Genomic DNA, 5,638 nt, shown 5'->3' on the forward strand with positions numbered 1-5,638 from the left:
GGGCTTCCCTGCCCCCCCCCCACGCCCGAATCGCCGCCCTTTGTGTTGTTGGGGGGGTGCCCGGCCCCGGCCGCCCCGGCCGGGGGGCGGGGGGGGGGGGGGGCGGGGGGGGGGGGGCCCCCCCCCCCCCGCGGCCGCGCCGTGTCCGGGGGATCGACAACCGGGGATCGGCAACCGGTGTCGTCGGCGACGTCACGTAGGCTCAAGGTGACGGAACCGGATTCGATCCGCGACGAGGGAGGGGGCCCACGTGCTCATCGACACCTACGGCCGAGTGGCCACCGACCTGAGGGTCTCGCTCACCGACCGGTGCAATCTGCGCTGCGCCTACTGCATGCCCGAGGAGGGCCTGCAGTGGCTGTCCAAGCCCGATCTGCTCACCGACGACGAGATCGTCCGGCTGATCGACGTCGCGGTCACCTCGCTCGGCATCGAAGAGGTCCGTTTCACCGGCGGCGAGCCCCTGCTGCGCCCCGGACTGGTCGGCATCGTCGAGCGGGTCGCGGCCCTCGCCCCCCGCCCCCGGATGTCCCTCACCACCAACGGCATCGGCCTGCGCCGCACCGCCGCGGCCCTGAAGGCCGCGGGCCTGGACCGGGTGAACGTCTCGCTGGACACCCTGCGCCCCGACGTCTTCAAGGCCCTGACCCGCCGGGACCGCCACCACGACGTCGTCGCGGGCCTGGCCGCCGCCGCCGAGGCGGGCCTGCTCCCCGTCAAGGTCAACGCCGTACTGATACCGGGCATGAACGACGACGAGGCCCCGGACCTGCTCGCCTGGGCGATGGAGCACGACTACGAACTGCGCTTCATCGAGCAGATGCCGCTGGACGCCCAGCACGGCTGGAAGCGCGAGGGCATGGTGACCGCGGGCGACATCCTCACCTCGCTGCGCACCCGCTTCGAGCTGACCGCCGAGGGATCCGAGGAGCGCGGCTCGGCCCCGGCCGAACGCTGGGTCGTCGACGGCGGACCGCACCGCGTCGGCGTCATCGCCTCCGTCACCCGGCCGTTCTGCGCGGCCTGCGACCGGACCCGGCTCACCGCCGACGGCCAGATCCGCACCTGTCTGTTCGCCACCGAGGAGACGGACCTGCGCGCCGCACTGCGCGGCGGCGCCCCCGACGAGGAGATCGCCCGGATCTGGCGGCTGGCGATGTGGGGCAAGAAGGCCGGATCGGGTCTGGACGACCCCTCGTTCCTCCAGCCCGAACGCCCGATGTCCGCGATCGGCGGCTGACCGGGACACCCGGGACCGAAGCACCGGACATCAGGGCCGCCGGAAGCACCGGACCCCCGGCTCCGCTGAAGGTCAGGCGCCCTCGGGCGCGGTCCACTCCGCGAACTTCACCACGTCCTTGAGGAAACCCCGTACCCCCAGGAACTGGGACAGATGCTCGCGGTGCTCGTCGCACGCGAGCCAGGTCTTGCGCCGCTCCGGGGTGTGGATCTTCGGGTTGTTCCACGCGAGGACCCACACGGCGTCGGCGCGGCAGCCCTTCGCGGAACAGACAGGGGTCTCGTCACTCACGGATTTCATCTCACAGGTGCGCACACAAGGCGACGCCGAGCAGCCACGGGGGGAGCTGCCCGGCGTCGGTCTGTCGCTCCGACGGGGGATGCGGAGCGCGTACGAAGTATGTCACGGGTAACCGGCCGTCGGGAGCCGGAACAGCAGGATAGATCTGAGCTTTTCTTGAGCTTGGCGCACAGCGTGCTCACGGCTGACGCTCAGTGCGATCGTCCGCCGCGTCCTCCGGGACGGATTCCGCGGACTCCTCCCGCGCCGACGGCGGCTCGATCATCGGCGGCGTCGGCAAGGTCACGAACGTCGTCGGCAGCGACGGCGCGTTCTCGCGCCCGGCGTTGGCGACGACCACCGCGATGTAGGGCAGGACCGCGCCCAGGACCAGCGCCACGATCGCGACGTGCCGTTCCACGCCCCACAGGGTCGCCGCGAGGATCACCGACAGGGTGCGGATGGTCATCGAGATGACGTACCGGCGCTGCCGGCCGCGCACGTCGTCCTGGAGGCTCTGGCGGGCTCCGGTGATCCGGAAGACCTCGACGTCGCCCCCACCGTGCAGCTTCCGCATCACATTCCACCATCCGCCCGCATCGGACTCTCCCAGGCCGCCGCCCGGCCGGGAAACCGGGTCCGAACAGCTTCCACGTTACGCCGCGGCTGCGCCGCCTTCGAGACCGGGGCGCGTCCCGTCCGGGCGATCCACCTGCGCCGTCCCCCGTACGCCCGGACCCGACATGCGCCGTACGAGGGGCGGGCGGACACTGACCGTACTGCTCACGTCAAGTTGCACGAGGAGGCAGTCATGGGCTGGCTGTGGGCCATCATCGTGGGGTTCGTGCTGGGCCTGATCGCCAAGGCGGTCATCCCGGGCAAGCAGCACAGCCCCTTGTGGCTGACCACCATCTTCGGCATCCTCGGCGCCGTCGCGGGCAACGCGATCGCCCGCGGACTCGGGGTCGCCCAGACCCCCGGCATCGACTGGACCCGGCACCTGTTCCAGCTGGTGGCCGCGATCATCATCGTCGCCGTCGGCGACATGGCGTACATGTCCCTGCGGGGCGGCAGAAAGCAACGAGCCTGAGGGGCGGCCCCGGCGAGGCCGATCGCCGGGGCGCGCACGGCGAAGGGGTGGCCTCCCGCACGGGAAGCCACCCCTTCGCCCGGTCCGGCTCGGCCGGCCGGGAAACTCAGCCGGCCTCGACCTCGACGGCCGCCAGGTTCTTCTTGCCCCGGCGCAGCACCAGCCAGCGCCCGTGCAGCAGGTCCTCGGGGGCGGGGACCGCGTCCTCGGCGGCGACCTTGACGTTGTTCACGTAGGCACCGCCCTCCTTGACCGTGCGACGGGCGGCCGACTTGCTGGCCACCAGCCCGACCTCGGCGAACAGGTCCACGACCGGCCCGAGCGCGCCGACCTTGATGTGCGGAACCTCGGACAGGGCCGCGGCCAGCGTCCGGTCGTCCAGGTCCGTCAGCTCGCCCTGCCCGAACAGCGCCTTGGACGCGGCGATCACGGCGGCCGTCTGGTCGGCGCCGTGCACCAGGGTCGTCAGCTCCTCGGCGAGCGCGCGCTGGGCGGCGCGCGCCTGCGGACGCTCGGCGGTCTGCTGCTCCAGCTCCTCCAGCTCCTCGCGGGACCGGAAGGACAGGATCCGCATGTACGTCGAGATGTCCCGGTCGTCCACGTTCAGCCAGAACTGGTAGAACGCGTACGGCGTCGTCATCTCGGGGTCGAGCCAGATGGCGCCGCCCTCGGTCTTGCCGAACTTGGTGCCGTCCGCCTTGACCATCAGCGGCGTCGCCAGCGCGTGCACCTGGGCGTGCGGCTCCAGGCGGTGGATCAGATCGAGACCCGCGGTGAGGTTGCCCCACTGGTCGCTGCCGCCCTGCTGCAAGGTGCAGCCGTGCCGCCGGTACAGCTCCAGGAAGTCCATGCCCTGGAGGAGCTGGTAGCTGAACTCGGTGTAGCTGATGCCCTCCTCGGACTCCAGGCGCCGGGCCACGGAGTCCTTGGTGAGCATCTTGTTGACGCGGAAGTGCTTGCCGATGTCCCGCAGGAACTCGATGGCCGACAGCCCGGCCGTCCAGTCCAGGTTGTTCACCATCACCGCGGCGTTGTCGCCCTCGAAGGACAGGAACGGCTCGATCTGCGAGCGCAGCCGGGTCACCCAGTTCGCGACCGTCTCCGGGTCGTTCAGCGTGCGCTCGGCCGTCGGGCGCGGGTCGCCGATCTGGCCCGTCGCACCGCCGACCAGGGCCAGCGGGCGCAGGCCCGCCCGCTGGAGCCGGCGCATGGTGAGGACCTGCACCAGGTGGCCGACGTGCAGGCTCGCCGCGGTCGGGTCGAAACCGCAATAGAACGTGACGGGACCGTCCGCGAGCGCCTTGCGCAAAGCCTCTTCGTCGGTGGACAGGGCGAACAGGCCCCGCCACTTTAGCTCGTCGACGATGTCCGTCACGGTTCTCGTATCTCCTTGGACGTTCTTCGGGCATGGGGCCACGGCCGTCGGACGACGGCCGTGGCTACGAGGTTATACGCCCTGGCTGACAGAGCTCATATTGAAGTCCGGCACCCGCAGCGCGGGCATCGCCGCCCTGGTGAACCAGTCGCTCCACTCGCGCGGCAGCGTCTTTTCGGTGCGCCCCGCCTCCGTCGCCCGCCCCAGCAGGTCCACCGGCGACTCGTTGAACCGGAAGTTGTTGACCTCGCCGGTCACCTCGCCGTTCTCGACCAGGTAGACGCCGTCCCGGGTCAGCCCCGTCAGCAGCAGGGTCGCCGGATCGACCTCGCGGATGTACCAGAGACAGGTCAGCAGCAGCCCCCGCCCGGTGTCCGCGACCATCTCCTCCAGCGAGCGGTCCGCGCCCCCGTCCAGGATCAGGTTGTCGATCGCCGGCGCCACCGGCAGCCCGGTCAGGCCGGCACTGTGGCGGGTGGTCGTGAGGTTCGTCAGCTCACCCGCCCCGACCCATTCGGTCGCCCGGACCGGCAGCCCGTTGTCGAACACCGACTGGTCGCCGTGCGAGGAGTGCGCGATCACGAAGGGCGCGGTCTCCAGGCCGGGTTCGTCCGGGTCGCTGCGCAGGGTCAGCGGCAGTTCCGACAGCCGGTCGCCCAGGCGGGTGCCGCCACCCGGCTTGGAGAACACCGTCCGCCCCTCGGTCGCGTCCCGCCCCGACGCCGACCACATCTGGTAGATCAGCAGGTCGGCGACCGCGGTCGGCGGCAGCAGCGTCTCGTAGCGGCCCGCGGGCAGCGCCACCCGGCGCTCCGCCCAGCCCAGCCGTACGGCCAGCTCCGCGTCCAGCGCGGCGGGGTCCACGTCCTTGAAGTCCCGGGTCGACCGTCCGGTCCAGGCCGACCGGGTACGGTCCGGCGACTTGGCGTTGATCTCCAGCGTCCCGGTGGGCTGGTCGTGCCGCAGCCGCAGCCCCGTCGACGTACCGAGATAGGTCGACACCAGTTCGTGGTTGGCGAAGCCGTACAGCTCGCGTCCGCCCGCCCGCGCGCGGGCGAACGACTCCCCGAGCGCCGGGGCGAAGTCGGCGAACACCGCGGAGGAGGTCTCCACCGGCGCCTCGGTGAAGTCGGAGGACTCCGGCACGCCCGTGACCAGCGGCTGCGCGTCCTCGGCCGGTCCCGCGGCGCGCGCGGCGGCCTCGGCGGCCCGCACCAGCGGCTCCAGCTCCTGCGCCGTCACCGCGGACCGCGACACCACACCGGAGGCGGTGCCCTCCTTGCCGTCGACCGTCGCGATCACCGTGAGCGTACGCCCGCGGGTGACCCCGTTCGTGGTGAGCGCGTTGCCCGCCCAGCGCAGGTTGGCGGTGGAGTGCTCGTCGGCGATGACGACACACCCGTCCGCACGCGACAGCGCCAGGGCCCGCTCGACGACCTCGTGCGGCTTGCTCGGACGGGCGCTCATCGGCCTGCCTCCTGCGTGGTGTTGAGACTGTGCTTGCCCGGGGGACGACCCCCGGACCCCCGGCCGGTCCGGATGCGGGCGCTCATCGGCCTGCCTCCTGCGTGGTGTTGAGACTGTGCTTGCCCGGGGGACGACCCCCGGACCCCCGGCCGGTCCGGATGCGGGCGCTCATCGGCCGGCCTCCTGC

Annotated in this window: 6 protein-coding genes; 2 read left to right on the plus strand and 4 right to left on the minus strand. The window is 71.9% G+C overall.

All coding sequences use genetic code 11. The features are described from left to right. Positions 1–250: 250 nt before the first annotated feature. Positions 251–1,240 carry a GTP 3',8-cyclase MoaA gene (gene moaA / locus ACZ60B_RS42430; RefSeq protein ID WP_469397308.1) on the plus strand — a complete coding sequence of 330 codons (990 nt, stop codon included), beginning with the start codon at positions 251–253 and terminating at the stop codon, positions 1,238–1,240. Between the two features lie 72 nt (positions 1,241–1,312). Here the strand turns inward: moaA and ACZ60B_RS42435 are convergent, their stop codons facing one another. Both ACZ60B_RS42435 and ACZ60B_RS42440 read right to left on the minus strand, forming a co-directional pair. Further along, positions 1,313–1,531, minus strand: a complete 219-nt coding sequence (locus ACZ60B_RS42435; protein WP_162469184.1) for a hypothetical protein — start codon at positions 1,529–1,531, stop codon at positions 1,313–1,315. A 187-nt stretch (positions 1,532–1,718) separates the two neighbouring features. Continuing rightward, positions 1,719–2,096, minus strand: a complete 378-nt coding sequence (locus ACZ60B_RS42440) for a DUF3099 domain-containing protein (protein WP_469397312.1) — start codon at positions 2,094–2,096, stop codon at positions 1,719–1,721. Positions 2,097–2,330: 234 nt separating this feature from the next. Between ACZ60B_RS42440 and ACZ60B_RS42445 the strand changes: the two genes are divergently transcribed. Further along, the gene (locus tag ACZ60B_RS42445; RefSeq protein WP_469397314.1) at positions 2,331–2,609 is read left to right on the plus strand and encodes a GlsB/YeaQ/YmgE family stress response membrane protein; all 279 of its coding nucleotides are present in this window, start codon (positions 2,331–2,333) and stop codon (positions 2,607–2,609) included. Between the two features lie 106 nt (positions 2,610–2,715). Here the strand turns inward: ACZ60B_RS42445 and tyrS are convergent, their stop codons facing one another. Beyond that, positions 2,716–3,984, minus strand: a complete 1,269-nt coding sequence (gene tyrS / locus ACZ60B_RS42450) for a tyrosine--tRNA ligase (RefSeq protein ID WP_469397316.1) — start codon at positions 3,982–3,984, stop codon at positions 2,716–2,718. A gap of 72 nt (positions 3,985–4,056) precedes the next feature. Beyond that, complete coding sequence (locus ACZ60B_RS42455; RefSeq protein WP_469397318.1) at positions 4,057–5,451, minus strand: metallopeptidase TldD-related protein; 1,395 nt, start codon at positions 5,449–5,451, stop codon at positions 4,057–4,059. Positions 5,452–5,638: the final 187 nt, after the last annotated feature.

It is taken from the genome of Streptomyces sp. NPDC104096 (assembly GCF_055584385.1).

Bases quoted from the DNA above. Each gene is read 5' to 3' on its own strand.
- ACZ60B_RS42440 (WP_469397312.1), bottom strand. From the start codon at position 2,096: ATGCGGAAGCTGCACGGTGGGGGCGACGTCGAGGTCTTCCGGATCACC.
- ACZ60B_RS42455 (WP_469397318.1), bottom strand. From the start codon at position 5,451: ATGAGCGCCCGTCCGAGCAAGCCGCACGAGGTCGTCGAGCGGGCCCTG.
- ACZ60B_RS42445 (WP_469397314.1), top strand. From the start codon at position 2,331: ATGGGCTGGCTGTGGGCCATCATCGTGGGGTTCGTGCTGGGCCTGATC.